Origin of the sequence: Pseudomonas sp. NFPP28, assembly GCF_900115535.1 — a bacterium.
In the GTDB taxonomy this organism is placed as follows: Bacteria; Pseudomonadota; Gammaproteobacteria; order Pseudomonadales; family Pseudomonadaceae; genus Aquipseudomonas; species Aquipseudomonas extremorientalis.
Genome location: NZ_FOWT01000005.1, coordinates 480227 through 505798, shown reverse-complemented (window position 1 = coordinate 505798; position 25572 = coordinate 480227). Strand labels below are relative to the sequence as shown.

The window sequence follows — 25572 nt, the reverse complement described above, 5'->3', positions numbered from 1 at the left end:
TCAGGCAGACAGTCGCCAGATCATCAGCGCAATGCCGATGTCCAGGCGATCATATGAATTATCCAGCGTCAGCCCGCACAAGGCTTCGATGCGCTGGACACGGTGTGTCAGGGTGTTGCGGTGCACGGCGAGCCGCTGGGCGGCGGCCACCAGGTTACCATTCTCGTGAAACCAGGCTTCCAGGGTCGGCATCAGGTTGGGGCCATGCTGCGCGTCGTGGCGCAGCAAGGGGCCGAGGCGTTCATGGAGGAATTGATCGAGCAGGGCGCGATCACGCACGCCACTGAGTAACTTGAGTACGCCCAATTCGTCGTACACACACAGCCCGGCGCGCTCGCTGAAACGCCGCGCAGCCGCCAGTGCCTGGCGTGCTTCATCCTGCGCCTGGGCCAGGCGTGCCGGTGGATGCGCGGCGGCGCTGAGGCCGATAAACAATTTGAGCGGCGCCAGTCGCAGATTCAGCGGGTTGAGCCAGCTGGCCAGGTGCTGGCGGTTGACCAAGGCGGCGACGGCATCCGAGGCCGGCAGCAGCAGCGTCCATTGGCCGGCCCGCCCAAGTACCGGCAACCCCGCCGACACCTGGCGCAAGCGCCGGTTGATGGCGTCATGTTGCCGCGCCAGTTGTACCTCGACCGCCGCCGCGTCGCCTTGGGCAAACAGCAACTCACTGCCTTCCAGCTGCAGTTGCACCACCTGCCAATGCCCGGCCAACGACAGGCCTAACTGTCCGCCACGGTGCAGCAGCAAATCCAGGGACTGATAATCGCCCGTCAGCAAACGCTCCAGCACATCGTGCCGCGAGCGACCCAACTGCTCGGACTGGATCAGCGCCGAACCAATAGCCTGGGTCACCAGCACCATTTTCAGCGAGTAGGGCTGTTCGATCAGCGGCATGCCGGCGGCTTCGGCAGCCTCCAGCAAACGCTGGGGGATCGCCTGGATGTACGCAGGCCCCGTGAGGATCACCAACCCGGCCACCTGACGCTCGCAGGCTTCCTCCAGCAGTTGCATCAAGTTGCCTTCGTCGCGCGGGTGGTTGATCCCGGTGACGAATACCAGCTCGCCGCCCAATACCCACTCGGCAATCCCGCTGTTTTCCGCCACATAGGGCCAGCGTACGCCGTTCTCCAGGCCAGCGGTGCCGGCGCGCAGGCGCATGGATTCCAGGCCCGGCAGGGCCAGCACATCGGCGATGGTCAGGCTCATGCCTGGGCGTCAACCAAGGGTGCCCGCACGCGCAGCACGGCGGTGAGCGCGATGTAGGTCAGCGACGCGGCCACGATACCCACCAACGGCGCGACCCAGGGCGAGTTGAACGCCAGCACCGTGCCCACCGCGTAGGCCACCAGCCCTGGCCAGTTGAACGCTGGCAGGCGTGCGTCGGCCAGGCGTGGATAGTGGCCGCGATAGCGGTAGAAGAAGTCCGCCATGATCACCCCGCCAATCGGTGGGATCACCGTGCCCAGCAGAATCAGGTACGGCACCAGCATGTCGTACATGCCCAGCAACGCCAGCAGGGTGCCGATCACCGCACCGGCCAGGGTTACGGTCTTGCGGCGTTTGGTGCGCAGCAGATTGCAGCCGGCCACGGCGAAGTTGTAGATGGTGTTGTCCTGGGTGCTCCAGATATTGAGCAGCAACATGGCCATTGCCGCCATGGCAAAGCCTTGCAGCAGCAACACTTCGACCACGTCCGGTTGCTGATAGACGATGGCGCCGTAGGCACCGATCAGCACCATCAAGCCGTTGCCGATAAAAAAACCGATCAGGCTGGCCAGCACCGCCACCTTGGCCGAGCGCGAAAAGCGTGTCCAGTTGGTGGCCTGGGTCGCACCGCTGACAAAGGTGCCGAACACCAGGGTGATTGCCGTGGACAAGTCCAACTCACCGGTAGGCACCACCGCGAGCAGCCCATCCAGCCCGCCGACCTTTACCGTGGCTACCCACATCGACAGAAACAGCAGGATGCCCATGGCCGGCACCGCGACGTAGGACAGAATCTCCAGCCCGCGATAACCAATGTAGGCCGTGGCACAGAACACCAGGCCAAATACCACCATCAACGCCAGCACGCTGCCCTGGCTGAGTTCGAAATACTTGCCCAGCACCACTGCGGCGGTGGCCGTGCCCCAGGCGTACCAGCCGATCTGGGTGAAGCCGAGGATCAAATCGCTGAGCTTGCTGCCCACTTCGCCAAAGCAGAAACGCCCCATCAACACCGAGTTCAGCCCGCTCTTGAACGCGATGTAACCCAGGCCTGCGGCGTAGATGCCCAACAGCAGGTTACCCAGGGCCACGACGCCGAGCATGTCGGTGAAACTGAACGCCACTCCTAGCTTGCCGCCGGCAAACATGGTCGCGGTAAAAAACGTAAAGCCCAACAGCACCATGGCGGTCGACGCCAGGCCTTTGCGCGCATGCATCGGGACTTCGCTAAGGGGGTAATCGTTGCCCGGTTCTTGCTGCGTCATGTGCCTTGCTCCCTGAATGAGTGACGCAGGCCTATTGCACCGTGCGTGCCAAGGCGGCAGCAGTGGCGAGCGCACGATGGGCGCTGTGCACCGTGCACAGTATTTATAGCCAAACAGGGGGCAAATGCCTTGAGGAAAGGTCGCAGTGCCCAATCGGGCACGAAAGCGGTGCAGCAGTGATACAAATTGGATCAGTCGAACAGCGTGTGGGTGGTCTCGCCACGATGGAAGGCGAACGCTGCCTGCAAATCACTTTCGATGGTGCGCCCGCGGGACAGCGGCGGCAGCTCGTCCAGGCGGAAAAAACCCACCTCGGTGGTCTCGAAGCCTGCCATCGGTGCCGACTGATCCACGGGTTCGCACAGGAAATACAGCTTGTAGAAATCCCGTACGTCCGGCCGATACAAGCCCTTGGCCTTGTGCGTGACGCTGTACAACGCCCGGGCCGTCACCGTCAGCCCGGCTTCCTCGCGAATTTCCTTGACGATGTTTTCCGCCGCCGACAAGCCGATATCGGCGTAACCGCCTGGTAACGCCCAGCAGCCATCGGTCAATTCGCGCACCAGCAGAATCCGGTCACCCTCAATCACCGCGCCGCGCACGTCGATCATCGGCGTCGAGTAACGCTGGGCGAAGTCGCTGACCAACCCGGTGATACGCTCCAGGGGCACATTGCCCAGCTGCGCAAGCATGCTGTGGGCAATCTCGGCAATTTCCTCCAGGCGTTCACGCTCGAAATCATCGGTGCAGAAGTGCAGGCCCGTGGAGGCCAATGCCTGCAAGCGTTTGGCCTGGGCCAGCCAGGTGTTTTCCATACATTGCTCATCGGTGTGCGAAGGGCGGGCAGATCGAAGGGTGCAATACCAGGCATAAAAAAACCACCGCGAGGGTGGCTTTTTCCTACCGGAGGCTTATTCGCCGCGATAGATGCAACCGCTGGTGCAGGTCTCGTGGATACGAATCGCACTGAGCTCAGGCAGCAGGGGTTTCAACTCATTCCAGATCCACTTGGCCAGCACTTCGCTGGTGGGATTTTCCAGGCCGGGGATGTCATTGAGGTAGTTGTGGTCGAGGCGTTCGTAGAGCGGCTTGAAAATCGCCTTGATCTCCGAGAAGTCGCGAATCCAGCCGGTATGGGGATCCAGGTCGCCGCTCAGGTGGATCGCCACCTTGAACGAATGCCCATGCAGGCGCCCGCATTTGTGGCCTTCCGGTACGTGGGGCAGGCGGTGGGCGGATTCGAATGTAAATTCCTTGAAGATTTCCACAGTGTTTTCAGCTCGGTCGGTGTCTGGCAGCCGGCGAGTTTAACAGCTTGATCCCTCGCCGCGCATACCGTCCCTCTGTACACGCCGGCTTGCCGGCGAATAAAGATTGCCTGTGGCGAGCGGGCTTGCCCCGCGTTGGGCCGCGAAGCAGCCCCAAGACCAGCAGCCGAAGAGTGCCCGACTCACCGCATTCCTCCTTCCAGGGTCGCTTCGCAACCCAACGCGGGACAAGCCCGCTCGCCACAGTCGCAGTGTTCACACGTAATCGGGTGGTCACCCCCCCAAACCCCTGCCGGATTCCGGCCCGCGCCTACAGGACCTGCAGTCGCTCGCCCAATCCGCCGTTATCCGCCAGCTCCAGAAACTCATCGCCCAGCCTTCGGCTTTCACTCATCGCGGTCTGCCAGTACTGGTTGCGGCTCGCGTCGTCGCCCATGAAGCGCTTGAAGTCGCTGCGGTCCGGCAATTTGCCGTGGGGCAGGCGGGCCAGGTAGTCCCTGGAGGGAGCCAGCAGCAACACGTCCTGCAAGCCTTGCGGGTTACTGCGTCGCCACGGCAGGCCCTTGTCGAACCAGCCGGGGATGACCCGGTCGGTGAAGTGTGGGTACAGCACGATGTCATCGCCGTGGTAGGGCAGGTCGAGGTGGTAGTCCAGCAGGCCGCCGTCGCGGTAGGTGCCGGCGCCTGCGCCCGGCAGGTCGCGCACGCCTTGCATCACCATGGGGATCGACCCCGACGCCAGCAGTGCCTGGCGCAGGTTGCCCAGTTCCAGGGGCAGGAAGCGCGAGGGGAAGTCCTTCAGCGGATGCACCGGTGGCGCCTGGCGCGGGTCGTGGATGATCAGCCGTTCGAAGTGCCGCGACAGCCGTGCGCGGCCGCGCAGGTTATCGGCAATCACCGATGACAGCCCCAGCCCGAGCCGCCCGCGATGGTCGTCGGCCAGCAGGCCGTGGCTCTTGACCACCATGATGTTCAGGCGGTAATCCGGGTTGTCCAGCACCCGTGCATCGCGGCCGGCGAGCAAGTCGTCGAGCATGCGCTGGCAGCTCTGGGTGACTTCGGCCATGGTCACGCCTTTGGCAAAACGCTGTTCGTTATACAGGCGGCCCAGGTCCAGCAAGCCTTGCACCGGGTCGGGCAGGCAGGCGCTGGCAAACCGCCAGGAGCCAATCGAGGCCCCGATCAGCGCACGTTCCCGTGGTGCGCGGGGCAGCCAGTCGCCGAACAGCGCCAGGTCCAGGCCCTGGATGCCGAGTGCCTTCGGGCCGCCGGCCGCGCCGGGCAGGATGCCCACCTCGGCAGGCGCGAGGCCTTGTTCACGAATGCGCGCAAAGGCGCGTTTGCCGGCCTTGAGGGTCAAGGCGGGAAACTTGATGTGGATGGCTGTCATACCGGTCTCTGTCCGAGCGAGCGGGGCATTATAGAAAATCTCGTGGAATGTGGGGCAAAGGCCTGGGTGAGAATTGCCATGGTGGCAATTCAGTTTCAGTTAAGTTGCAGGGCGTACGGTGGCCGGCGTAGGAAAACATCCTGTAACGGAGACTTATCATGAAGCGCCTTACCGCGCTGTCCGCCGCCGGTATCATCGCCCTCACGGCGACCCAGGCCCGAGCCGTGGACCCCGACAAACCACTGAAAGTGCCGGCCACTGTTACTATTGTCGCTTTCGATCAACTGGAAGCCACGGCCCTGGCCCTGCACCCCGGTTCGACATTGCTGGACACCGACCTGGACGAGGCCTACGGCAAGTACGTGTATGAGGTCGAGTTGGAGGATGCCCACGGCATCGAATGGGACGTTGAATTGGACGCGCTCACCGGGCAGGTCCTCAAGAATCATCAGGATACGTAATGAAGGTAAATTTACGCGTCGGCAGTCGAGTGGCGCTGGTGCTCTTGGCATTCTGCTCCAGCCTGGCGGCCCGCGACCTCAACCAGGATGAAGCCTTGGCGCTGCGCCAGCAGGGGGTGATCCTGCCACTTGAGCAATTGTTGCAGCAGGCCATGGCGCGTTACCCCGGCTCGCGCCTGCTGGAGGCCGAGTTGGAGAAGAAACACGGCCAATATGCCTATGAAGTGGAACTGGTGACCACCGAAGGGGTGGTGCGCGAAATCAAGCTGGACGCACGCACCGGTGTGCTGATCAAAGACGAGGAAGACTGATGCGCCTGCTGCTGGTGGAAGACAACGTACCCTTGGCCGATGAACTGATGGCTGGCCTGCAGCGCCAGGGCTATGCGGTCGATTGGCTGGCCGATGGGCGCGATGCCGTGTATCAGGGCCGCAGCGAGCCCTACGACCTGATCATCCTCGACCTCGGCCTGCCGGGCCTGCCTGGGCTTGAGGTACTGGCCCAATGGCGAGCCGCCGCGTTGGCCGTTCCGGTACTGATTCTCACCGCCCGCGACTCCTGGGCCGAGCGCATCGAAGGGCTCAAGGCCGGCGCCGACGATTACCTGGCCAAACCCTTTCACCCCGAAGAGCTGCACCTGCGCATCCAGGCGCTGTTGCGCCGTTCCCACGGCCAGGCGAACCAACCGACGTTGCAGGCGGCCGGCCTGCATCTGGACGAAGGTCGCCAATGCGTGCTGCGTGATGGCGATGAGATCCAGCTGACCGCCGCCGAATTCCGCCTGTTGCGCTATTTCATGCTGCACCCCGAACAGATCCTGTCGAAAAGCCACCTGGCCGAGCACCTGTACGACGGTGAGACCGAACGCGACTCCAATGTGCTGGAAGTTCACGTCAACCATCTGCGTCGCAAATTGGGCCGCAGCGTGATCGAGACCCGGCGCGGCCAGGGTTACCGGTTTGGCGCCAGCCCTGCATGAGGTCGATCCAGCGGCGCCTGAGCCTGGGGCTGATCAGCGTGATGGTGATCGTCGGCGTGGTGCTGGCCCAGACCAGCCTGTGGTTGTTCGAGGCCGGCTTGCAGCGCTACCTGGAAGCCGGTTTGCGCAACGACGCCGAGAACCTGCTGGTGGCGCTGGTGCGTGGGCCGAACGGCGTGCAGCTGGATGAGCAACGCCTGTCGCCAGCCTATCAACGGCCTTTTTCCGGGCATTACTTCCGCATTGATTTCGCCGACGTCCACTGGCGCTCCCGCTCATTGTGGGACCAGGAACTGCCGCGCCTGCCCGAGGCGGGGCTGAAGGGCAACCTGCAACTCGGCCCGGAAGGCCAGCAACTGCTGGTGCTGCGTGCGGACTACAAGCGGTTTGGCCAATCGATTTCCATCAGCGTGGCCCAGGACTACACCCCGGTGCGCGAAAGCTTCCGGCTGATGCGCCAGATCGGCCTGGTGCTGGGCCTGGCAGCGCTGCTGCTGGTGCTGATCCTGCAACGGGTGACCGTGCGCCGCGCCTTGCGCCCGCTGGAAACCGCGCGCAACCAGATTGCCCAGCTGCAACAGGGGCAACGCTCGCAACTCGATACCCAGGTGCCCCTGGAACTGGAGCCGCTGGTGGCGCAGATCAACCACCTGCTGGCGCACACCGAAGACAGCCTCAAGCGTTCGCGCAATGCCCTGGGCAACCTCGGCCACGCCCTCAAGACGCCCTTGGCGGTGCTGTTGAGCGCGGCATCGAGCGAGACGCTCAAGCAACATCCTGAGCTGAGCAAACTGCTGCGTGATCACTTGGAGCAGGTACAGCAACGCCTCAACCGCGAACTCAATCGCGCCCGCCTGGCCGGGGAAACCTTGCCCGGCGCGTTGTTCGATTGTGATAAAGAACTGCCCGGCCTGCTTGCCACCCTGACCATGATCCACGGCGAACACCTGGACCTGAGCTACCGCGCCGCGCCAGGCCTGCAACTGCCCTGGGACCGCGAAGATCTATTGGAGCTGCTCGGCAACCTGTTGGATAACGCCTGCAAATGGGCGGATGCCGACGTGCGCCTGAGCGTCACCGAGACTGAGCACCATTACCTGCTGGCGGTGGAAGATGACGGCCCCGGCATTCCTGAAAGCCAGCGAGACCAGGTGTTCAGCCGTGGCGCACGCCTGGACGAACAGATCGATGGCCATGGCCTGGGGCTGGGGATCGTGCGGGACATTGTCGAAGTGTGGGGCGGGGTGTTGCAGTTGCAGGCGTCTGAATTGGGCGGCCTGAAAGTGTTGATCGAACTGCCCTGTGGCAGGGGGCTTGCCGCCGATGGCGGTATTCCAGTCAAAAAACAGATTGGCTGATACACCGCAATCGGGGGCAAGCCCCCTCCCACATTGGATAGCCTTGCATTTTCAGACGCGGAACTGATCCATCAACCCCTGCTGCTGATTCGCCAGGCTGTTCAACGCCTGGCTCACCCGCGCCGATTCGTTGGCCTGCTCGGACAGTGACTCGGTCACATCGCGAATGGTCGCCACGTTGCTGTTGATCTCCTCGGCCACCGCGCTTTGCTCTTCGGCGGCGCTGGCGATCTGCAGGTTCATGTCGCTGATCACCGTTACCGCATCGCCGATCTGGCGCAGGGCGGTCACCGCCTGTCCGACCTGTTCGACGCTGCCCTGGGCCTGGCGGTAGCTGTTGCCCATGGCGCCGACCACGTCGGTGGTGCCGCTTTGCAGGTGCTCGATGACCAGGCGGGTTTCTTCCACCGATTCCTGGGTCCGTCGCGCTAGGTTGCGCACTTCATCGGCCACTACCGCAAAGCCACGCCCGGCTTCACCGGCGCGGGCTGCTTCGATGGCGGCGTTGAGCGCCAACAGGTTGGTCTGCTCGGCAATGCCGCGGATCACTTCCAGCACCGAGCCGATTTTTTCACTGTTGGCCGCCAAACCTTCGACCTGGGACATGGCCGTGCTCATGTCCGCCGCCAACTCCCCGATGTTGCGGGTGGTTTGATCGATCACGGTGAGGCCGTCGCGGGTGGCCTGGTCGGCATCGCGTGCGGCCTGGGCCGCTTGCGCCGCACTGCGGGCCACGTCCTGGGCGGTGGCGCTCATTTCGTGGGAGGCGGTGGCCACCTGGTCGACCTGGCGGTACTGCTGCTCCATGCCGGCGCTGGTTTCAGTGGCAATTGCGGCGGACTGGTCGGCGGTGCCACGGGCGTCCTGCACCGAGCGTTTGACCTCGGCGATGATCGGTTGCAGCTTGTCGAGGAAGCGATTGAACCATCCAGCCAATTGGCCCAGCTCGTCCTGTTTGTCGTAGGCCAGGCGCCGGGTCAGGTCGCCTTCGCCGCTGGCGATGTCTTCGAGCATGTGCGCCACGCCGAGGATCGGCCGGGTCACGCTACGTGCCATCAACCACACCAGGATCAAGCCGACCACGGCGGCCAGCAGGCCCAGGCTCAGCTCCAGCAGGGTGCCCTTGGCATTGTCGGCATCCAGTCGGGTTTTCAGCGCTTCGGCGGGGGCCACCAGGACCTTCTCCGGCACATCCAGCAGCACGCCCCACGGCTTGCCGTCCGGGATCGGTGCGAACGGCGCGAGCACCTTGAGCTGGTGATCGGTGCGCAGGCTGCGGATCTGCGAGCTGCCGGCCAGGGCGCTGATCAACTGTGCGCCGCTGGCGGTGTCGACCTGGTCCAGGCGCTGGCTGAGTTTGCTGGCGTCGGGGCTGTAGCCGGCGAGCAAACCGGTCGGGCTGAGGATGCTGACCTGGGTCTGGCCGTCATACAGCTTGTGGCTGGCCTGCTGGCTCACGGCCTGCAGGCTGTTGAGGTTGATGTCCACCGACAGCGAGGCGATGACTTTGCCGTTGGCCATCAACGGGAAGACAATGCTGGTCATCAGCACGTTTTGCCCGTTGATCGTGTAGAAGTACGGTTCGATCACACATGGCTTGAGCGTGGTGCGCGGGCAGGTGAACCAGGCATTGGCCTTTTCGCCGCTGGGGCCGACGCGGGTGTCGGACATGTCGCTTTCCGGCAGTGCCATTGACTCCAGCTTGCCGGGTGTCGGCTGCGACCAGTACAGGGCGAAGCGCCCCTTGTCGTTACTGCCCAACTCTGCCTGGCCGGCGAACAGCTCATCCTTGCCGTCCAGCGCATTGGCTTCGAACACCAGGGACAGACCGAGCAGATCCGGGTTGGCCTGCAACGCGGCCTTGACCTGGCGGGTCAGGTCTTCGCGGGTGTCGAAGGCGTCGAGAAAGCGCTTCTCGGCCTGCTCGCGCAGGAACAGTACCTGGCGGGAAAAACCATGGCCGTACTGATAGGCGTCCATGAACTGGCGACGGATGCCCAGCGCCTGCACCTCACCCTGGGCTTCGATGCGCGCCTGGGCGGCTTCATCCAGCATCTGCATGCTCGAGGCCTTGACCTGCTGCGAGCTCTGCGCCATGCGATACAGCGACAGACCCACCAGCAGGGTCACGATTCCCAGCAGGCACAAGCCAGCGAGCAGGGTGATTTTCCATTGAATGGAGAGCTGCCTGAGCGACATCGGTACATCCTTACCTGAAAACACAGAGAGCCCCTGTATCGGCGGTTTCAGGTTTTTCTTTATTCAAACGATCGATTTAAACCTGAAAGCGGCGCCGTTTTTTGACATGCGCGCCCGCCTGCTGCAAAGTGCGCGCCCTCTAATAAGACCTCCTTCAAGCCTGCACGCCGGTTGCCGCCCAATGGCCGCCCGGGCGCGGGCATGCCTGTTTTTTTATGTTTTTTGCTTGAGGTAACCATGATTAACGCAGTCATTGCCGCGGTCGGTACCATGCTGGTGCTCAGCCTGTCCCGCGTGCATGTGGTCATCGCCATCATCCTCGGCGCCCTGGTGGGCGGCCTGACCGGTGGCCTGGGGATCGAGGCCACGCTCAAGGCCTTCAATGGCGGCTTGGGTGGAGGGGCGACGGTGGCGTTGTCCTACGCCTTGCTCGGCGCTTTCGCCGTGGCGATTGCCAAGTCCGGCCTGGCTCACGCGCTGGCCGACAAGGCCCTGCTGCTGGTAGACCGCCAGGAAGCCAGCGGTGGCAGCCACGTCAAATGGTTGCTGATCGGCCTGCTCTGGGTGGTGGCGATTGCCTCGCAGAACATCCTGCCGATCCACATCGCGTTCATTCCATTGCTGGTGCCGCCGCTGCTGTACGTGCTGACCAAGCTGCAACTGGACCGCCGCCTCATCGCCTGCGTGATGACCTTCGGCCTGATCACGCCGTACATGTTCCTGCCGGTAGGCTTCGGCAATATCTTCCTCAACCAGATCCTGCTGGCCAACGTGGCCAAGAGCGGCGTGGACATCAGCCAGGTCAACGTCACTCACGCCATGAGCCTGCCAGCGCTGGGCATGGTCGTCGGCCTGCTGGTGGCGGTGTTCATCAGCTACCGCAAGAAACGCGTGTACGACCTGGAGAAGATCGAGCGGGTCGAGCAGGTGGCGGTGCAGTACAACCCACTGACCCTGCTGGTAGCCGGACTGGCGATTGCCTCGGCGTTCATCATTCAGCTGTGGCTGGACTCGATGATCATTGGCGCCCTGGCCGGGTTCCTGATCTTCTCGGTGTCGGGCATCGTGCGCTGGCGCGACACCGACGACCTGTTCACCGAAGGCATGAAGATGATGGCGATGATCGGCTTCATCATGATCGCCGCCTCGGGCTTTGCCGAAGTGCTCAAGGCCACCGGCGATGTGCGTTCGCTGGTGGAAACCTCGGCAGCCTTCATCGGCCATAGCCGTGGGGTAGGGGCGTTGTTGATGCTGCTGGTGGGGCTGTTGGTGACGATGGGCATCGGCTCGTCGTTTTCCACCGTGCCGATCCTCGCGGCGATCTTTGTGCCGCTGTGCGTGCAACTGGGCTTCAGCCCCATGGCCATCGTGTGCATCGTCGGCACGGCAGGCGCCTTGGGTGATGCCGGATCGCCGGCCTCGGACTCGACCCTGGGGCCCACCTCCGGCCTGAACATCGACGGCCAGCATCACCACATCTGGGACACCGTGGTGCCGACCTTTCTGCACTACAACCTCCCGTTGCTGGCATTCGGCTGGCTGGCTGCCATGACCCTCTGACCGCAGCGGGCTTACTACAGAAACTTCCTACGCGGCCGTTAACCTCTCAAGTCGCCACTAATAAGAGAGAAAACCCATGCGTCTGAGCCTCAAGGCCAAAGTCCTGTCCCTCGCCGTAGTGCCGGTGCTGTTGTTTGCCGTGGTCATCAGCCTGACCACCGTATGGATCCTGCAGGGTCAGGCGCGCAATGAGGTGGAAGAGACCCGCCAGCGCCTGCTCAACGACGCCAAGGCCACCCTGCAAAGCTACGTCGAAGTGGCCATGACCACCATCAAGCCGCTCTACGACGCGGCAGCCCCCGGTGATACCGCGGCGCGCGCCGAGGTGGTCAAGCTGCTGTCCAACACCAGTTACGGCAAGGACGGCTATTTCTTCGGCTATGACTCCGAGACCATCCGCCTGTTCAAGGGCAACAGCCCCGACGGCGTGGGCAAGAGCTTCAAGGACAACCGCGACCCCAACGGGGTGTACGTCAACCGCGACCTGGTCAAGGTCGGCAAGGACGGCACCCATTACCTGCAATACAGCTCGACCCAACCGGGCCAGACCGAACTGGTGCCAAAGATGGGCTACACCGAATACCTGCCCAAGTGGGACATGGTCATCGGTACCTCGGTGAACCTGGACGGCATCGAAGCCCGGGTGGCGGTGGTCGAGGCCAAGGTCGAGAAACGCATGGAAGGCGTGCTGCTGAGCATCCTCGGCGTGGCCGTGGTGGTGCTGCTGGTGATCGCCGCCGTGGGCATGCTGCTGGCCAATACCATCCTGCGTCCGCTGCACCTGATGAAAGCCAACCTCGACGATATCGCGGCCGGTGAAGGCGACCTGACCCGCCGCCTGGCCATCACCAGCCAGGACGAGCTGGGCGATCTTGCGGGCGCGTTCAACCGGTTTGTCGACAAGATCCACGGCCTGGTGCGCCAGATCACCGAGATGACAGGCCAACTCACCGGCCTGGTCAGCCAGGTGTCAGAGCAGGCCCAGCGCTCCGAACAGGCCATGGAGCGCCAGCGCCATGAGACCGACCAGGTTGCCACGGCGATCAACCAGATGTCCTCGGCCGCCCAGGAAGTGGCGCGCAGTGCCCAGGGCGCGTCGGTCGCGGCCCAGCAGACCGACGCCGAAGGCCAGGCCGCCAAGCGCGTGGTGGATGGCAGCATCGCGCAGATCCATGCGCTGGTGAACGACATCCGCAGCAGCGGCGTGTCCCTCGACAGCCTGCAGCAGGACGTGGCCTCCATCGTCAGTGTGCTCAGCGTGATCCGCTCCATCGCCGAACAGACCAACCTGCTTGCGCTCAACGCCGCGATTGAAGCCGCGCGGGCCGGGGAGGCCGGGCGTGGGTTTGCGGTGGTGGCCGACGAAGTGCGCGCCCTGGCCAGCCGTACCCAGACCAGCACCCAGGAAATCCAGGGCATGATCGACCGCCTGCAAAAAGGCACCGAAGCCGCGGTGGACGCCATGCGCCGCTCCAGCGACGCTGGCGACGGCACCTCGGCCCAGGCCAACCAAGCCGGCGCGTCCCTGGACACCATGGCTCAGTTGATCGGCACCATCAATTCGATGAACGCCCAGATCGCCAGCGCCGCCGAAGAGCAGACTGCCGTCGCCGAAGAGATCAACCGCAGCGTGCATCAGATTGCCGTGGCGGTGGACAGCGTGGCCGACGAGACCCAGCTGGGCGCCCAGACCTCCCGCAGCCTCGCGGACCTGGGCCAGCGCCTGGGGCAGCTGGTCGGCCAGTTCAGGATCTAGCGCTGAGGGGCTGGGCGGCGATGCGCTAGAGGTCGCGCATCAGCAAGCCGAAGCGCAGGTCCATCGCCGCCGGAAGTGGCAGGTACACCGTGTGCCCATCTCCCGGCGCGACCTCGATGGCGTCGCCGTTGGCGTTGTGCAGGGTGGCCAGGTCGAAGTGGAAGTTGCCGGCGGGGGTCATCAATTCCAGGTGATTGCCCACGGCGAAGCGGTTCTTCACCTTGACCTCGGCCAGTTCGCCCCGGCGCTCGCCGGTCAGTTCGCCAACGAACTGCTGGCGCTCCGACACCGAGCTGCCGTTCTGGTAGTTCTGGTACTCATCGTGCACATGCCGGCGCAGGAACCCTTCGGTGTAGCCGCGCTGGGCCAGGGATTCGAGGTTGGTCATCAGGCTGCGGTCGAAGACACGACCGGCCACCGCATCGTCGATGGCCTGGCGATACACCTGGGTGGTGCGCGCGCAATAGAAGTGCGACTTGGTGCGGCCCTCGATCTTCAGCGAGTGCACGCCCATGTGGGTCAGGCGCTCCACGTGCTGCACCGCGCGCAGGTCCTTGGCGTTCATGATGTAGGTGCCGTGTTCGTCTTCGAAGGCCGGCATCTGTTCATCGGGGCGGTTGGCTTCCTGCAACAGAAACACCTGGTCGGTCGGTGCGCCAATGCCCAGGGTCGGCTCGCAGTGCTGGACGATATCGCCGGTGGCGTTTTCCACCGCCGGGGTCGCCTGGTATTTCCAGCGACACGCATTGGTGCAGGTGCCCTGGTTGGCATCACGCTTGTTCATGTAGCCCGAGAGCAAGCAGCGCCCGGAATAGGCCATGCACAGGGCGCCGTGCACAAACACTTCCAGCTCCGTGGCCGGCACCTGTTGGCGGATTTCATCGATTTCTTCCAGGGACAACTCCCGCGACAGGATCACCCGGCAGATCCCTTGCTGCTGCCAGAACTCGACGCTGGCCCAGTTCACCGTATTGGCCTGCACCGACAGGTGGATCGGCATCTGCGGGAAGTGCCGGCGCACCAGCATGATCAGCCCGGGATCAGACATGATCAACGCGTCCGGGCCCATGGCGATCACCGGGGCGAGGTCCTTGAGGAAGGTCTTCAACTTGGCGTTGTGCGGCGCAATGTTTACCACCACGTAGAAACGCTTGCCCAGGGCATGGGCTTCCTGGATGCCGAGGGCCAGGTTGGTGTGGTCGAACTCGTTGTTGCGTACCCGCAGGCTGTAGCGCGGTTGGCCGGCATACACCGCATCGGCGCCATAGGCGAAGGCGTAGCGCATGTTTTTCAGGGTGCCGGCAGGGGCGAGCAGTTCGGGGGCGAGGATGGGAGGCATGGGCACGGGTCGCAAAAGGTCGCGAAGGTAGCCGAGCGGCGAGGGCGGTTCATTGATCCAGATCGTGCTTTGCGCATTTTTGTATCGCTGTGTATCGACGGGGGCTGTGGATACGTATCGATTTATCCGCACGGTTTTCCGACACAGGCGCGATACCTCATCCGGTCTTAATGGGCTTCCCGTATCCATAAGGTGATCACCATGCTCTTCGTCGCATTCCTGGGCGGCATCCTGACCGTCCTCAGCCCTTGCATCCTGCCGGTGGTGCCGTTTCTGTTCGCCGGTGTCGACCGCAGTCGTCGTTCGATCCTGTTGACCCTCGGCGGCATGGTGCTGACCTTCGCGCTGGTTTCCAGCCTGGCGGTGGTCAGCTCGGAGTGGGTGATACAGGCCAATAACACCGGCCGCCATGTGGCGCTGATCGTCATGGGGCTGTTTGCGCTGTCGCTGATCTCGGCGCGGTTCGGTGGCTGGCTGGCGCGGCCGTTCGTGTTGTTGGGCAACCGTATCGATCCTGACAGCCGTGCGCTGTCCGGTCCGCTCAAGTCGCTCATGATCGGTGTCGCCACAGGCCTGCTGTGGGCACCGTGCGCCGGGCCGATCCTGGGTGTGATCCTGACCGGTGCGATGCTGCAAGGCGCCAATGCGCAGACCAGTCTGTTGCTGCTGGCCTACGGGCTGGGTAGTGCGCTGTCCCTGGGCACCCTGATCGTTGCCGGGCGCGGCCTGGTCAATCGACTCAAGGCCTCCATTCCGCTGACCGGTTGGCTGCGCCGTGGGGCAGGGGTAGCGGTACTGGCCGCGGCCGTGGTGATTTCTACCGGTGCTGACAAGACCCTGCTCGCCGGCACCTCGTCCGAAGGCGTCAGCCGCCTGGAAAAAGGGCTGCTGGAAAACGTGCCCAAGGTGGTGGATTACGTGGTGAGCAAGGTCAAGGCCGACCCGCAGGACAATGCACGGGGCGCCATGCCGTCGCTGGGCGGCGCGGTCGAGTGGCTCAATTCACCTGAACTGACCCGCGAATCCTTGAAAGGCAAGGTGGTGCTGGTGGATTTCTGGACCTACGACTGCATCAACTGCCAGCACACCCTGCCGTACGTGAAGGCCTGGGCGAAAAAGTACGCGCAGGACGGCCTGGTAGTGATCGGCGTGCATACCCCGGAATACGGCTACGAGCGCATCATCGGCAACGTCAAGGAGCAGGTGCGCAAGTTGGGTATTACGTACCCGGTGGCGATCGACAACAACTACGCGATCTGGCGCCGCTTCGATAACCAGTACTGGCCCGCCCATTACCTGATCGACGCCAACGGGCAGGTGCGCGACACGCATTTTGGTGAAGGCCGGTACGAGGCCCAGGAGCAGATGATCCAGACGTTGTTGAATGAGGCCAAGGCCACGCAGTGATAGGGTCTACGCTTGTTCGATAACCAACGGCACTCCCAGGAATCGCTGCGGACTAAGCAACAGGGCCTATACCGGCCCTGTGCTTTTCTGACATGGACCGGACATGAATCAAACCAACCTGCAATTCAAGACCCTGCTGTTGTTGCTGGGCCTGGTGACCGTCGCGTTTATCTGGATATTGCTGCCGTTCTACGGCGCCGTGTTCTGGGCGGTGATCCTCGGCATCATCTTTGCCCCGATGCAGCGCCGCCTGCAGCAGCGCTTTGGCTGGAACCGCAATTTCACTTCCCTGGCGACCTTGAGCGCCTGCCTGGTCATCGCGATCCTGCCGGTGATCATCACCAGTGCCTTGCTGGTGCAAGAGGGGGCGACGCTCTACAAGAACATCGAGAGCGGCAAGCTGGACGTGGCCGGGTATATCGAGCAGTTCAAGAACGTGTTGCCGCCGTACTTCCAGCACCTGCTGGACCGCTTCGGCATGGGCAACCTGGAGGCCCTGCGCGAGAAAATCGTCAAGAGCGCGATGCAGGGCAGCCAGTTCTTTGCGACCCAGGCGTTCAGCTTCGGCCAGGGCACGTTTGATTTCCTGGTGAGCTTTTTCATCATGCTGTACTTGCTGTTCTTCCTGCTGCGCGATGGCCCGGAGCTGGTGCGCAAGGTGCGCACGGCGGTGCCACTGGCCGAGCCGCAGAAGCGGCGGTTGCAGCTCAAATTCAACCGGGTGGTGCGCGCCACGGTCAAGGGCAATGTGCTGGTGGCGGTAACCCAGGGTGCGCTGGGCGGGCTGATTTTCTGGTTCCTGGACATTCCCAGTGCGTTGCTCTGGGCGGTGCTGATGGCGTTTCTGTCGTTGCTGCCGGCCGTGGGCGCCGGGATTGTGTGGGGCCCGGTGGCCGTTTACTTCCTGCTGAGCGGTGCGATCTGGCAGGGCGTGGTGCTGGGGCTGTTCGGCGTGTTTGTGATCGGCTTGGTGGACAATGTGCTGCGCCCGATCCTGGTGGGCAAGGACACCAAGATGCCGGACTACCTGATCCTGATCTCGACCCTGGGCGGTCTGTCGGTGTTTGGCCTCAATGGTTTTGTGATCGGGCCGCTGGTGGCGGCGCTGTTCATGTCCAGCTGGGCGTTGTTTGTGGAGAGCAAGCCGCGAGTCAAACTGCCATTGCCCTGACCTCAGGCGTGGAGCCTGAAGTTCGATACGTGTTGCAGTTGTTTTTCGGCATCCGACAGGGATGTCAGTGGGCCGCTGATGGCTTCACCATCGCGTACCAGGTACCAGCAGGCGAGAAGACCCGACTTGCGAAGCGGGGCGGGGACGGCGCTGCCGATGACGGACATGATTTGTACAGTGGGCATAAAGACCTCCAATCGCTATGGGGGTCACTTTACGGGGCGGGCTGGCGCAGGAAAAATCACCCGTCTCGATAGTCGACATCGACGCGAGGCGTCAGTCCACGACCTGATCGAGCATGTTCACCACTTCCTGCTCACTGAGCAGCCCCTTGCGCACCAGGTTTTCCGCGAGCAACGCGAGGAACTTGGCGCTGCGGTGGCCTTCCAGGTGCTTGAGTTCCGTGAGGGCGCTGTAGACCTTGCTCGACGTACAGAGGCCGGCGGCGCGGTGCGGGTTTTGCGTGGGCATGGTCAGTCGTCCTTGTTGTTATGGGTGGACAGTCTCGATAGTGGGAGTGTTTCGTGACACAAACATGACAGCGCAAGGCCTGTTCGGGCAAGTAGACATTGGTGTTGATGATGTGCGATTGCGCGCAGGGCATTGTCCTCAGAGCGACCTTGACGCCATGAATCCGGACTTTCCAGGCAAAAAAAGGCCCCGCAATCACGCGAGGCCTGTTTCCGACGATGCGGTTACCAGCCGCGACCGTAGTAACCGTGGGGAGGGCCGTAGTAGCCGCGTGGTGGCCCGTAATAGCCACGCGGTGGGCCGTAATAGACCGGCGCCGGGCGGTAGTAAACCTGTTGCTGCACATACACCGGCGGTGGCGGTGCGTAATAAACCGGCGGCGGAGCGGCATATACCGGCTGCGGTTGCACATACACCGGCTGCTGCACATAGACCTCACGCGGTTGGCTGGCAACCACGGAGCCCACGACTGCAGCGCCGACTAAAGCACCCAATACAGCCGGGCCACCCCAACCACCACCGTGGGCGGAGGCTTGGCCTGCCATCGCGAGTGCGCCAACCAGCAAGGCGATCTTGGGGATTGTACGAATCATGGTCATTCCTCGGTTAGCCCCAGCGCTTGTGGTCTGCAATCAATAGACTCAAGTAATGTCGCGGGGATACTTTTAAGACAACGTATTTCTGAAAAACAGCACAGCCGCTAGGTAAAGGTTGTGTAAGGTCTGTACCGATTTGCTTACTCAAAGGAGTTACCCATGCAGATGCACCCAAACAAGGACACCCAACTGTGCATGTCGCTGTCGGCACGCCCCGGGAATTTCGGCCTGCGTTTTCATAACCATCTGTACGAACAGCTGGGCCTGAACTTCTACTATAAAGCCTTCAGCAGCCGGGATTTGCCCGGCGCGATCGGTGGTATCCGGGCGCTGGGGGTACGCGGTTGCGGGGTTTCCATGCCGTTCAAGGAAGCCGCCATTGCCTTGGTGGACGAGCTCGACGATTCGGTTCAAGCCATCGACTCCCTGAACACCATCGTCAACACCGATGGGCACCTCAAGGCCTACAACACCGACTACATCGCCATCGAACAGTTACTCAAGAAGCACGCGGTGCCAAAGGACTCGACCTTCGCCCTGCGTGGCAGCGGCGGCATGGCCAAGGCCGTGGCCAGTGCCTTGCGCGATGGTGGCTACGCCAAGGGCGTGATCGTGGCGCGCAACGAGACTGCGGGCCGGGCGCTGGCGCAGAACCTGGGGTACGAATGGCAGGCCGAGTTGGGAGAACTGCGCCCGCAGATGCTGATCAACGTGACGCCCATCGGCATGGCGGGAGGGCCTGAGGCAGATGCGTTGGCCTTCGATGCCGAAGCGGTGGATGTTGCCGAGACGATCTTCGATGTGGTGGCGATCCCCGCTGAAACGCCGTTGATCGTGCGTGGACGTGCCAAGGGTAAACGCGTGATTACCGGGCTCGAAGTGATTGCGATCCAGGCGCTTGAGCAGTTTGTGCTCTATACCGGGGTGCGACCGACGCCGGAGCAGTTCGCCAAAGCCGTGGCGTTCGCCCGAACCTGAAGAACCCTGAATATCATATGTGGGAGGGGGCTTGCCCCCGATAGCGGTAGCTCAACAATGAAATTATTGACTGGCACACCGTCATCGGGGGCAAGCCCCCTCCCACATTTTTTCCGCGTTACAGCGGTTCCAATTTGGCCAGCCGTTCTTCCAACAGTGCAATCCGCGCTTCGAGTTCTTCGATGCGTTCGACAGACACGCCACCGACACCCCCGCGCTCCATCGGATTGCCTCGCGCCGCGATAATCGCCTCGATATCCTGCGGATCGCCCAATGCATGGGTATAACGATCTTCGCGCTGGCCGGCCTGGCGCGGCACCAGCAACGCCAGTCCCCGCGCAATCAGGCGTTCCAGCTGGTGCACGACCTGCTCGGCATCTTCGAAATCGTGCATGCGCCCGCTGCGGGTCAGCAACTCATTGACGGTCTGCGGCCCGCGTAGAAACAGCAGCCCGGTCAGGATCACCTGGGCCGGCACCAGTTCCAGCGCCTTGTCCACGCGGTGTTCCCAGCGGTCGGCGCGGCTGCCCATCACCAGGCGGGTGAAACCCTGGCCTTCGAGTGCGCGCAAGCTCTGGCCGACCTGGCCCGGGCTCAGGTTCATGACCGGCTCGCGGCTGGTCTTCTGGTTGCAGGCCAGCACCAGGGCGTTGAGGGTCAAGGGGTAGGTTTCCGGGTTGGTCGCCTGTTTTTCGATGAGGCAGCCCAGGATGCGGATTTCCGTGCTGTTCAGGCGCGGCTCAGGGGTGTCGGTGTCGTGCTCGGCGGTCATCGCGCGTTCCCTATGCAGTGGAGGTCCTTAGCCTAATCCTGAAAAATTAAAAGACAAGCGCCCGGCATGTCTATAATCGCCGCTTGTTCAAACCGTGCCATAACCATGAGACTGCCATGACTATTTCCCTGTACGCCGCCTCCATCCCGGTCTTCAAGCAAATGCTCACCGCCCTGAGCGGTGTGTTGACCAAGGCCGAAGCCCATGCCAGCGCCAAGAACATCGAACCGAACGCCTTGCTGCAAGCGCGCCTGTTCCCGGACATGTTCCAACTGGTGCGCCAGGTGCAGATCGCCGTCGACTTCGCCAAGGGGGTTTCCGCGCGCCTGGCCGAGATCGAAGTGCCTAAGTACGAAGACAGCGAAGTGACCTTCGCCGACCTGCAAGCGCTGATCGCCAAGGTTTTGGCCTTTGTCGACACCATCACCCCGGAGCAGATCGACGGCAAGGAAGGTATCGAGATCGTCACTCGCCCTGGCACGCCGAAAGAGAAGCGCTTCAGCGGCCAGTCCTACCTGCTGACCTACGGCCTGCCGCAGTTCTTCTTCCACGTCACCACCGCTTACGCGCTGCTGCGCCATAACGGCGTGGAAGTGGGCAAGCGCGATTACATGGGCGCTTTCTAAGCACGCACAAAAAAACCGGGACGATTCCTAAAGGAACCGTCCCGGTTTTTTTGTGCGCGACTGTTAAGCCGGCTGTTCTTCCTTGCCCAGGCAAGCGGCGGCGGTGAACAGCACATCGGTGGACGAATTGAGCGCGGTTTCCGCCGAATCCTGCAACACACCGATGATGAAACCGACGGCCACCACCTGCATCGCAATCTCACTGGGAATGCCGAACAGGCTGCACGCCAGCGGAATCAGCAACAACGAACCGCCGGCCACGCCGGAAGCGCCGCACGCACAGATGGCCGCGACCACGCTGAGCAGCACGGCAGTGGGCAGGTCGACGGCAATGCCCAGGGTGTGCACGGCGGCCAGGGTCAGCACGGTGATGGTGATCGCCGCGCCGGCCATGTTGATGGTGGCACCGAGCGGGATCGACACCGAGTAGGTGTCTTCATGCAGGCCCAGGCGTTTGCTCAATGCGAGGTTCACCGGGATATTCGCTGCCGAACTGCGGGTGAAGAATGCGGTGATGCCGCTTTCGCGCAGGCACATCAGCACCAGCGGGTAGGGGTTGCGGCGCAGTTTCCAGAACACGATGGCCGGGTTGATCACCAGCGCCACGAACAGCATGCAGCCGATCAGCACCACCAGCAGGTGGGCGTAGCCGAGCAGGGCGCCGAAGCCGGAAGTGGCCAGGGTCGAGGCAACCAGGCCGAAAATGCCCAGCGGCGCAAAGCGGATCACCACGCGCACGATCAGGGTCACGCCGTTGGACAGGTCTTCCAGCACCGCCCGCGTGGTCGGCGCCGCGTGGCGAATGGCAATGCCCATGCCGATGGCCCACGCCAGGATGCCGATGAAGTTGGCATTCATCAGCGCGCTGATCGGGTTGTCCACCACGCTCAGCAACAGGCTCTGCAACACTTCGCCGATGCCGCCGGGCGCGGTCACCGCTGCGTCATGGGTCGCCAGCACCAGCGAAGAGGGGAACCACATGCTCGCAACTACCGCCACCACCGCGGCGGCAAAGGTGCCCAGCAGGTACAGGAACAGAATCGGCTTGATATGGGTTTCCTGGCCATGTTTATGGTTGGCGATGGATGCCATCACCAGCACAAACACCAGGATCGGTGCGACGGCCTTGAGTGCCGCGACGAATACCTTGCCGATGAACCCGGTTGCCTTGGCCGCCTCGGGCAACAGCAAGGCCAACAGGATGCCGGCGATCAGGCCGATGACGATTTGCGTGACCAGGCTGACGCGGGCCAGTCGTTGCAGGAGAGAGGGGGCAGCAGTCATAAACACTTGTCTCTGGTTTTTTTTAGGGCGCAGCTACTGACTCGGAAAGGGCTGTAGGACGCGGATCGCGAAGTCTAGCATGCTGTGGGAAAAGTCCATGGCGGTGCGGCATTGCGTCAGCCGCTTGCCCAGGCCTTGGCCAAATCCGGACATACTCTGTTAAGATTCTGTCCTCTCATCTTTCCTCTCTGTCAGCGGGCCCTTCGGGCTGTCGTTGATGTCGTCGTTTCTGGAGTTTTCATGTTATTTCCCATCCTGCTGCTGTCGGCCGCCGGCTTTACCGTGCTGACCACAGAGTTCGTGATCGTCGGCCTGTTGCCGTCCATCGCCCGCGACTTGAACGTCACTGTGTCCCAGGCCGGGCTGCTGGTGACCCTGTTCGCATTTACCGTGGCGGCGTTTGGTCCGTTTCTGACGGCGTACTGCGCACGTTTCCCACGCAAGCGCCTGTTTATCAGCATCCTGATCCTGTTCGGTGTGGCCAATACCGTGGCGGCCCTGGCACCGAATATCTGGGTGATGGCGCTGGCACGGTTGATCCCGGCGCTGGGTTTGCCAGTGTTCTGGGCCCTGGCCAGTGAAACCGCCGTGGACATCGTCGGCCCTGAGTTCGCTGGCCGAGCGATTGAAAAAATCGGCTTCGGTATTGTCTGTGCCACGGTGTTCGGCATTCCGGTGGGCACGCTGATTTCGGATATGTTCGGCTGGCGCAGCGCGTTTGCCATCCTCGCGGTGATCGCGCTGGCCAAGGCTTTGCTGCTGTTTATCTACCTGCCGGTGACCCAACCGAAGAACGATGAAGTGACGTTGCGCTCGCAGTTCAAGATCCTGCGCAACCCGCTGATGCAGGGGCATATCCTGCTGTCGATCCTGGTGTTCAGCGGCATGTTCACCGCCTACACCTACCTGGCGGACATCCTCGAGCGCCTGGCCGGGTTCGACGGTACGCTGGTGGGCTGGTGCCTGATGGGCTTCGGTGCGGTCGGTCTGATCGGCAATTCGCTGGGCGGGCGTGCGGTGGATCGTCACCCGTTGATCGCCTCCATGGTGTTTTGCGGCTTCATGATCGCAGGCATGGTGGCGCTGGTCCCGGCGATTCATTCGACCATCGGCCTGGCGGCGGCGATGGCCGTGTGGGGCGTGACCCAGGCGGCGATGTTCCTGGTCAGCCATGTGCGCCTGATGAAGGCTGCGCCCCATGCGCCGGCGTTTGCCGCGTCGCTGAACATCGCCGGGGCCAACCTGGGCATCGGCCTGGGCGCCATGGTAGGCGGGCACGTGATCGATACCCTCGGCCTGGGCAGCCTGGGCTTTGCGGCGTCCGGGTTTATCCTGGTGTCGATCCTGCTGGCGTTGTGGCTGATGACCGCCAGGCACCCGCTCGACTCCGGCGCCTGAGCCGTCAGGGCAGGGTGGTGAACAGCTCCCGCCGGGCGCCTTCGGTAATCGCCACGATGCCGGGGTGCTTGACCTTGCGCTCCACCGAGATCGCGTAGAAAGACTCGGTCACGGCCACGGTCTGGCCAATCAGCGCCACGCCGTACTGGCGCACCACCTCGTCGGCAATCACGCTGGGGGCGATAAAGATCCCGCTGCCGGATTGGCCGAATGCCTGCATCAAGGCGCTGTCGTCGAACTCGCCGATGATCTTCGGTTGAATCTGTTGTTCGGCAAACCAGCGCTGCAAACGGCTGCGTACCACGGTTTCCGCGCCCGGAATCAACAGCGGCGCGCCGTGCAGGCACTGTGGGAAATCCCCCCGGTGTTCGTCAGCCAACGCCTGGGTGGCGAAAAAACTGATGCCGCATTCGCCCAACTTCTGGCTGTAGCCTTTGATGTCCAGGTGCGTGGGCATGGGGCTGTCGGAAATCACCAGGTCAAGGCGCTGGATCGCCAGGTCGGCGAGCAGGCGTTCGAGTTTGTCCTCACGGCAGGTGATGCGGATCGGCTCGCTCAACTCCATGGTCGGTGCGATCAGCCGGTAGACGATGGACTTGGGCACCACGTCCGCCACGCCGACGCGGAACAGGATCTGCTGTTCGTCGGGCTGCGCGCGCAGCATGGCCTCCAGTTCATTACCGGTCTGGAACATCTGCTCGGCATAGGGCAGGGCCTGGCGCCCGGCTTCGGTCAGTTCCAGTTGGCGGCCGACCCGCTGAAACAGCGCGATACCGAAGGTTTGCTCGAGCAGGCTGATCTGCCCGCTGATGGTCTGGGGCGTGAGGTTCAACTGCTCGCACGCACGCACGATGCTGCCGGTCTTTGCCACCACCCAGAAGTAGTGCAGTTGTCGGTAATTGAGCATGGCAGCCTTCACTTCGTAAAAAACGAAGTATACGCGAGAAAAATACGAATTTTCCTGAACTGTTTGCCTGCATAGAATGCGTCGCTATCGCGGGGCCACCATTTGGACCCAAGGGTTCTAACGAGGAAGACATCATGAAACTCAATTCCCTGGGCGCGGCATCCTTGCTTGCGCTTTCATTGGTAGTGATCAGCGGTTGCGATCAGGTCGAGAAAAGCGCGCAGCAGGTACTGGGCAAGGCCACCGAATCGGCCAAGCAAGCCATCGATGACACCCACAAGGCTGCCGAACAGGCATTGAGTGAAGCGACCAACGGCCTGATCAACCCGCAGAAAAAGGATGATCAGGAAGAGAACGAAACCGAATCGAACAGTAAAGAAGCCTAATTTCCGCTCAACGTCAGGACTGACCTATGGATTACCTTTTACAACTGGCCGCCAGCCCCACCGCCTGGATTGCCCTGGCAACCCTGATCGTGATGGAGATCGTGCTGGGCATCGATAACCTGATCTTCATCTCGATCCTCACCAACAAGTTGCCGGAGAAGCATCGGGCCAAGGCGCGACGCATCGGTATCAGCATGGCGTTGGTGTTGCGGTTGGGCCTGCTCAGCACCATCGCGTTCATCGTGCAGCTGACGGCGCCGGTGTTCGAAGTGTTCGGCCAGGCGTTCTCGTGGAAGGACATGATCCTGATCGCCGGTGGCCTGTTCCTGGTGTGGAAGGCCACCACCGAAATCCATCACAGCATGGACCCGGAGCCCGAAGAGAAGGAAACCAATGCTGGCAACGTTGTGGCTATCGGTTTTGCCGCGGCCATCGGGCAGATCCTGTTGCTCGACCTGGTGTTCTCCATCGACAGCATCATCACCGCCGTGGGCATGACCGAGCACTTGCCGATCATGATCATTGCCGTGGTGACCTCGGTGATCGTGATGCTGGTGGCGGCCGAACCGCTGGCCAAGTTCATCAACGACAACCCGACCGTGGTGATGCTGGCCCTGGGCTTCCTGATCATGATTGGCATGACCCTGATCGCCGAAGGCTTCGGCGCCCATGTACCGAAAGGCTACGTGTATGCGGCCATGGCGTTCTCGGCGGCCATCGAATGCTTGAACATTGCCCGGCGTAACCGCCACCAGCGTTTGCTCGCTGCCCGCCGGTAACCGCTGAAACCAAACG

Annotated in this window: 25 protein-coding genes and 3 pseudogenes; 14 read left to right on the top strand and 14 right to left on the bottom strand. The window is 62.6% G+C overall.

Annotation, left to right across the window (positions count from 1 at the left end):
• From BM110_RS16105 to BM110_RS29600, 5 genes are all read right to left on the bottom strand, one after another.
• Positions 1 to 1206, bottom strand: coding sequence for a PucR family transcriptional regulator (locus tag BM110_RS16105; RefSeq protein ID WP_093127145.1), 1206 nt, complete (start codon positions 1204 to 1206; stop codon positions 1 to 3).
• On the bottom strand, positions 1203 to 2471 hold the full coding sequence (gene codB / locus BM110_RS16100) for a cytosine permease (protein ID WP_093513805.1): 1269 nt from the start codon (positions 2469 to 2471) through the stop codon (positions 1203 to 1205). Before codB ends, BM110_RS16105 begins: the two co-directional genes overlap by 4 nt.
• A gap of 191 nt (positions 2472 to 2662) precedes the next feature.
• Complete coding sequence (locus BM110_RS16095) at positions 2663 to 3286, bottom strand: NUDIX hydrolase (RefSeq protein WP_092249634.1); 624 nt, start codon at positions 3284 to 3286, stop codon at positions 2663 to 2665.
• Positions 3287 to 3382: 96 nt separating this feature from the next.
• Positions 3383 to 3739, bottom strand: a complete 357-nt coding sequence (queD, locus tag BM110_RS16090; RefSeq protein ID WP_003190259.1) for a 6-carboxytetrahydropterin synthase QueD — start codon at positions 3737 to 3739, stop codon at positions 3383 to 3385.
• Between the two features lie 310 nt (positions 3740 to 4049).
• Positions 4050 to 5129, bottom strand: coding sequence for a patatin-like phospholipase domain-containing protein (locus tag BM110_RS29600; protein WP_093513804.1), 1080 nt, complete (start codon positions 5127 to 5129; stop codon positions 4050 to 4052).
• Positions 5130 to 5287: 158 nt separating this feature from the next.
• On the opposite strand from BM110_RS29600, the gene BM110_RS16080 reads away from it, so the two are divergent.
• The 4 genes from BM110_RS16080 to BM110_RS16065 are packed head-to-tail and all read left to right on the top strand — an operon-like array spanning position 5288 to position 7927.
• Complete coding sequence (locus BM110_RS16080) at positions 5288 to 5590, top strand: PepSY domain-containing protein (protein ID WP_093513803.1); 303 nt, start codon at positions 5288 to 5290, stop codon at positions 5588 to 5590.
• Entirely contained in the window at positions 5590 to 5901 is a 312-nt protein-coding gene (locus BM110_RS16075; RefSeq protein ID WP_071489688.1) for a PepSY domain-containing protein, read from the top strand. Before BM110_RS16080 ends, BM110_RS16075 begins: the two co-directional genes overlap by 1 nt.
• Positions 5901 to 6569: a response regulator transcription factor gene (locus BM110_RS16070; protein ID WP_071489687.1), complete on the top strand. Its 669-nt coding sequence runs from the start codon at positions 5901 to 5903 to the stop codon at positions 6567 to 6569. The genes BM110_RS16075 and BM110_RS16070 overlap by 1 nt, the downstream gene beginning before the upstream one ends.
• Positions 6566 to 7927, top strand: coding sequence for a sensor histidine kinase (locus BM110_RS16065; protein WP_093513802.1), 1362 nt, complete (start codon positions 6566 to 6568; stop codon positions 7925 to 7927). Before BM110_RS16070 ends, BM110_RS16065 begins: the two co-directional genes overlap by 4 nt.
• 51 nt (positions 7928 to 7978) lie before the next feature.
• Here the strand turns inward: BM110_RS16065 and BM110_RS30180 are convergent.
• Together BM110_RS30180 and BM110_RS30175 are read right to left on the bottom strand one after the other, a co-directional pair.
• Positions 7979 to 8572, bottom strand: a pseudogene (locus tag BM110_RS30180) (methyl-accepting chemotaxis protein); the annotation flags it as partial.
• A gap of 264 nt (positions 8573 to 8836) precedes the next feature.
• Positions 8837 to 9907, bottom strand: a pseudogene (locus BM110_RS30175) (HAMP domain-containing protein); the annotation flags it as partial.
• A 459-nt stretch (positions 9908 to 10366) separates the two neighbouring features.
• Between BM110_RS30175 and BM110_RS16055 the strand changes: the two are divergent.
• The 3 genes and pseudogenes from BM110_RS16055 (at position 10367) to BM110_RS30165 (ending at position 13442) form a co-directional block, all read left to right on the top strand.
• Positions 10367 to 11686, top strand: coding sequence for a Na+/H+ antiporter family protein (locus BM110_RS16055; protein ID WP_170856121.1), 1320 nt, complete (start codon positions 10367 to 10369; stop codon positions 11684 to 11686).
• Between the two features lie 76 nt (positions 11687 to 11762).
• Positions 11763 to 12584: pseudogene (locus tag BM110_RS30170) on the top strand (cache domain-containing protein); the annotation flags it as partial.
• 36 nt (positions 12585 to 12620) lie between these two features.
• Entirely contained in the window at positions 12621 to 13442 is an 822-nt protein-coding gene (locus BM110_RS30165) for a methyl-accepting chemotaxis protein (RefSeq protein ID WP_371914412.1), read from the top strand.
• A 25-nt stretch (positions 13443 to 13467) separates the two neighbouring features.
• Here the strand turns inward: BM110_RS30165 and yegQ are convergent, their stop codons facing one another.
• Positions 13468 to 14781 (bottom strand): prephenate-dependent tRNA uridine(34) hydroxylase TrhP, encoded by a 1314-nt coding sequence (yegQ, locus tag BM110_RS16045; RefSeq protein WP_093513801.1) that lies wholly within the window; start codon positions 14779 to 14781, stop codon positions 13468 to 13470.
• 201 nt (positions 14782 to 14982) lie between these two features.
• On the opposite strand from yegQ, the gene BM110_RS16040 reads away from it, so the two are divergent.
• Both BM110_RS16040 and BM110_RS16035 read left to right on the top strand, forming a co-directional pair.
• On the top strand, positions 14983 to 16188 hold the full coding sequence (locus BM110_RS16040; RefSeq protein WP_092249653.1) for a cytochrome c biogenesis protein DipZ: 1206 nt from the start codon (positions 14983 to 14985) through the stop codon (positions 16186 to 16188).
• Between the two features lie 103 nt (positions 16189 to 16291).
• Complete coding sequence (locus tag BM110_RS16035) at positions 16292 to 17359, top strand: AI-2E family transporter (protein WP_093127166.1); 1068 nt, start codon at positions 16292 to 16294, stop codon at positions 17357 to 17359.
• A 2-nt stretch (positions 17360 to 17361) separates the two neighbouring features.
• Here BM110_RS16035 and BM110_RS16030 read toward each other — a convergent pair whose 3' ends face one another.
• The 3 genes from BM110_RS16030 to BM110_RS16020 all read right to left on the bottom strand — a co-directional run bounded on the left by BM110_RS16030 (position 17362) and on the right by BM110_RS16020 (position 18429).
• A complete protein-coding gene (locus BM110_RS16030) occupies positions 17362 to 17544 on the bottom strand; it encodes a hypothetical protein (RefSeq protein ID WP_071489679.1) in 183 nt (60 codons plus the stop codon).
• Between the two features lie 91 nt (positions 17545 to 17635).
• Positions 17636 to 17830 (bottom strand): hypothetical protein, encoded by a 195-nt coding sequence (locus tag BM110_RS16025; RefSeq protein ID WP_071489678.1) that lies wholly within the window; start codon positions 17828 to 17830, stop codon positions 17636 to 17638.
• A 224-nt stretch (positions 17831 to 18054) separates the two neighbouring features.
• Positions 18055 to 18429: a hypothetical protein gene (locus BM110_RS16020; protein ID WP_016980060.1), complete on the bottom strand. Its 375-nt coding sequence runs from the start codon at positions 18427 to 18429 to the stop codon at positions 18055 to 18057.
• A 156-nt stretch (positions 18430 to 18585) separates the two neighbouring features.
• On the opposite strand from BM110_RS16020, the gene BM110_RS16015 reads away from it, so the two are divergent.
• A complete protein-coding gene (locus tag BM110_RS16015) occupies positions 18586 to 19404 on the top strand; it encodes a shikimate 5-dehydrogenase (RefSeq protein ID WP_092249658.1) in 819 nt (272 codons plus the stop codon).
• A 118-nt stretch (positions 19405 to 19522) separates the two neighbouring features.
• Here BM110_RS16015 and BM110_RS16010 read toward each other — a convergent pair whose 3' ends face one another.
• On the bottom strand, positions 19523 to 20176 hold the full coding sequence (locus BM110_RS16010; RefSeq protein WP_093513800.1) for a YceH family protein: 654 nt from the start codon (positions 20174 to 20176) through the stop codon (positions 19523 to 19525).
• Between the two features lie 116 nt (positions 20177 to 20292).
• On the opposite strand from BM110_RS16010, the gene BM110_RS16005 reads away from it, so the two are divergent.
• Positions 20293 to 20802, top strand: a complete 510-nt coding sequence (locus tag BM110_RS16005; RefSeq protein WP_058425596.1) for a DUF1993 domain-containing protein — start codon at positions 20293 to 20295, stop codon at positions 20800 to 20802.
• Between the two features lie 63 nt (positions 20803 to 20865).
• On the opposite strand, the gene sstT is transcribed toward BM110_RS16005, so the two are convergent.
• Positions 20866 to 22086: a serine/threonine transporter SstT gene (gene sstT / locus BM110_RS16000; RefSeq protein ID WP_092249665.1), complete on the bottom strand. Its 1221-nt coding sequence runs from the start codon at positions 22084 to 22086 to the stop codon at positions 20866 to 20868.
• 240 nt (positions 22087 to 22326) lie between these two features.
• On the opposite strand from sstT, the gene BM110_RS15995 reads away from it, so the two are divergent.
• Positions 22327 to 23484 carry an MFS transporter gene (locus tag BM110_RS15995; RefSeq protein ID WP_092249667.1) on the top strand — a complete coding sequence of 386 codons (1158 nt, stop codon included), beginning with the start codon at positions 22327 to 22329 and terminating at the stop codon, positions 23482 to 23484.
• Positions 23485 to 23488: 4 nt separating this feature from the next.
• Here the strand turns inward: BM110_RS15995 and nhaR are convergent, their stop codons facing one another.
• Entirely contained in the window at positions 23489 to 24391 is a 903-nt protein-coding gene (gene nhaR / locus BM110_RS15990) for a transcriptional activator NhaR (RefSeq protein WP_092249669.1), read from the bottom strand.
• A 134-nt stretch (positions 24392 to 24525) separates the two neighbouring features.
• Here nhaR and BM110_RS15985 point away from each other — a divergent pair, with 134 nt between their 5' ends.
• Together BM110_RS15985 and BM110_RS15980 are read left to right on the top strand one after the other, a co-directional pair.
• A complete protein-coding gene (locus tag BM110_RS15985) occupies positions 24526 to 24777 on the top strand; it encodes a hypothetical protein (RefSeq protein ID WP_071489671.1) in 252 nt (83 codons plus the stop codon).
• A gap of 26 nt (positions 24778 to 24803) precedes the next feature.
• Positions 24804 to 25556 carry a TerC family protein gene (locus BM110_RS15980; RefSeq protein WP_092249671.1) on the top strand — a complete coding sequence of 251 codons (753 nt, stop codon included), beginning with the start codon at positions 24804 to 24806 and terminating at the stop codon, positions 25554 to 25556.
• Positions 25557 to 25572: the final 16 nt, after the last annotated feature.